Source organism: Candidatus Cardinium sp. cBcalN2, from assembly GCF_022810445.1.
In the GTDB taxonomy this organism is placed as follows: domain Bacteria; phylum Bacteroidota; class Bacteroidia; order Cytophagales; family Amoebophilaceae; genus Cardinium.
This window is the reverse complement of record NZ_JAACGD010000173.1, coordinates 1-2,221: the sequence shown is the minus strand read 5'-3', so window position 1 is coordinate 2,221 and position 2,221 is coordinate 1. Positions and strand designations below refer to the sequence as shown.

Annotated in this window: 2 protein-coding genes; one reads left to right on the top strand and one right to left on the bottom strand. The window is 33.3% G+C overall.

The annotated features are described in order from the left end of the window. Positions 1–167: 167 nt before the first annotated feature. Positions 168–599: a hypothetical protein gene (locus tag MUW74_RS04170; RefSeq protein ID WP_243553101.1), complete on the bottom strand. Its 432-nt coding sequence runs from the start codon at positions 597–599 to the stop codon at positions 168–170. Between the two features lie 555 nt (positions 600–1,154). On the opposite strand from MUW74_RS04170, the gene MUW74_RS04165 reads away from it, so the two are divergent. After that, entirely contained in the window at positions 1,155–2,216 is a 1,062-nt protein-coding gene (locus MUW74_RS04165) for a hypothetical protein (RefSeq protein WP_243519241.1), read from the top strand. The last annotated feature ends 5 nt before the right edge of the window (positions 2,217–2,221 follow it).

Below are 2,221 nucleotides of genomic sequence, written 5' to 3'. Positions count from 1 at the left end.
AAATATCAACTACTACAAATCAAGGTTAACCGGTAAGTGGCCAAGTGACATCTACATGTGCCATAAAACCAAGTAATCTATCCTAGGTTTATTTAGGTCATTGGATGATACCTGTTCCAACTCTTATACAACTTCTAGAGAGGCAGAGTTACTAGGATTAAACTGGGCTAAAGCTGAGTTGAGTTTAGTGTTTGGTTCCATTCATATAGTTGTACTAGTATAATACTATCATTAACGAATGGTTGGCCTGGTTGAGATGCTACTGTTTGATTAAGCATAGAAGTGTTAGTCTGCGTAGCAGACATACCAGATAACCTGCCTTGGCGAAACATGATCCAAAGGGGGAAAAAAGTCACCCATGCTATCCCTATTAGCATGGGTACAAATTTTATTAAACAGTCACTAACTCTTCTTTCTGGTTGATCAAACGGACCATTTCGTTGCTGCTGATGCATCCCCAATGATTCTCTTCTATGCAGGCAAGGAAGACAAGAAGATAAGGTATATAGGCTAAATAACCCGATAAATAGACTAAGTCTAGCGCATGTGTATTTTTTATTCATAGTATTGATATTGAATTGTATGCTATAAATGACCATTCAGCAGAAGACTTTTAGGTAATACCCTAAATAATTCCCTCATAAGGTATTCGTATTGATCTCACCTGCCTAAATGTTTAATAAGGCAAAAAAGAAACCTTAATAGAGTCATGACAACAAGATACTTGCTTTTTATTCTCATTTGTTACATTACAAAAAAATAATAACAAATCCAAAAAAAATAAATCAATAATTAAAAAACCTTACAACAAACGGTTAAATGTTATCTATTGAGCAATATAACCCAGTATACCAATGCTAAGAAAGTAAATATGATTATACTTTTTACCCAAGGCTTGATTTTTAGGGCTACTTTTTGATTAAGCAAAAAATAATTTTAAAAATTCATGTTTTAACAATGCCGTGCACATCCCTCCCAAGTGGACTTGTATTATTATATAAATTTGCATACTATCTATTGTGGATAAGTTATACAAAGCATAAGCCCTACTAATCTTAGATATGATCTATTCAATAGAGCGTTGACCTATTCAAGCTTTCATAAATCCATAAAATTATATTGTAAATCATTATAATAATAGCGAGAAAAAGAACATGAAAACGAAAAAAAACAAAACTATAAAAATCTTAGCAACGAATTTCCGTTCATTGTATTGCGCTTTTTTAGTCTTAGCTGGCTCGAGTTTCTGTAACCCCAAAAAAGAGATAAAATCATGTAGTTCATTACAGCAGAAATGTGAAAGTGAAGGTGTAGAAAATCCAAGCTATATTCTTGATCAAGATGAAAAAGAGGAAGATACAACAGAGGAAAAGGCAACAGAGGAAGATACAACAGAAGAAGAGGCAAAAGCCAAAGAGGTAAAAGAGAACGCTAACTCTAAACATAGATTGGAGGAAACAACATCGCCGCAAGCCAATGTGCAACCCAAAGCCTCAAGAACAGAACAGGGCCCAGTGACAGTTGAACCACCTATAAAAGGTAGTAATAAATCGAACCAATCAGATGTTGTAGTAAAAAATGTCACAAGTATTGACACTAAACCTGGTAATAGGTTAGCCAAACCAAGATTAGACCAGACAAACGAAAACAAAAAGGGAAACAACGAAAATATAATAACAGGCAATCAGGATGAAAATAGAGAAATAACCTACAATCTCGAGGTTGATAAGGGGCAATTAACAAAACGTAAAAATAAAAGTAAAAATAAAAGTACAAGCACAGAGGACAATAACGAAAATAAGGAAAATAAAGCAAATACGAAAAGAAAGATCGACCAAGTAGCTGAAAGCTCTAATAACTCAAAAAAAACAGAAACGTTGCAAAATCATAGTGCATTATCATGTATAAATGCTCCAAATCAACTTTCAAATGGCTTGTCATCTCAAGATATTCAGCGAGATATGAAACATAGAATAAAAAAATTAAAAGAGGGCATAGAGATTTTAATTAAAAGCATAAAAAATCTAAGAAAAAATAAGGAAGTGTCTCTGATCTTGCAGGCAATAGAAAAAGAGCTACAAGACCTTGAAATCGTAGGGAAAACAGTAACAATAGAGCAGGAACTGCAAGGTATACAAGCTGCGTTAAGCGAAATAAAGAAAAAATTAAAACCTATAAGAAAAGACAAAAACCAAGATATAAGTTGTAGTAGTTGATATTT

Excerpts from the sequence above, each read along its gene's own strand:
- MUW74_RS04165 (WP_243519241.1), top strand. The coding sequence starts at position 1,155 with ATGAAAACGAAAAAAAACAAAACTATAAAAATCTTAGCAACGAATTTC.
- MUW74_RS04170 (WP_243553101.1), bottom strand. The coding sequence starts at position 599 with ATGGTCATTTATAGCATACAATTCAATATCAATACTATGAATAAAAAA.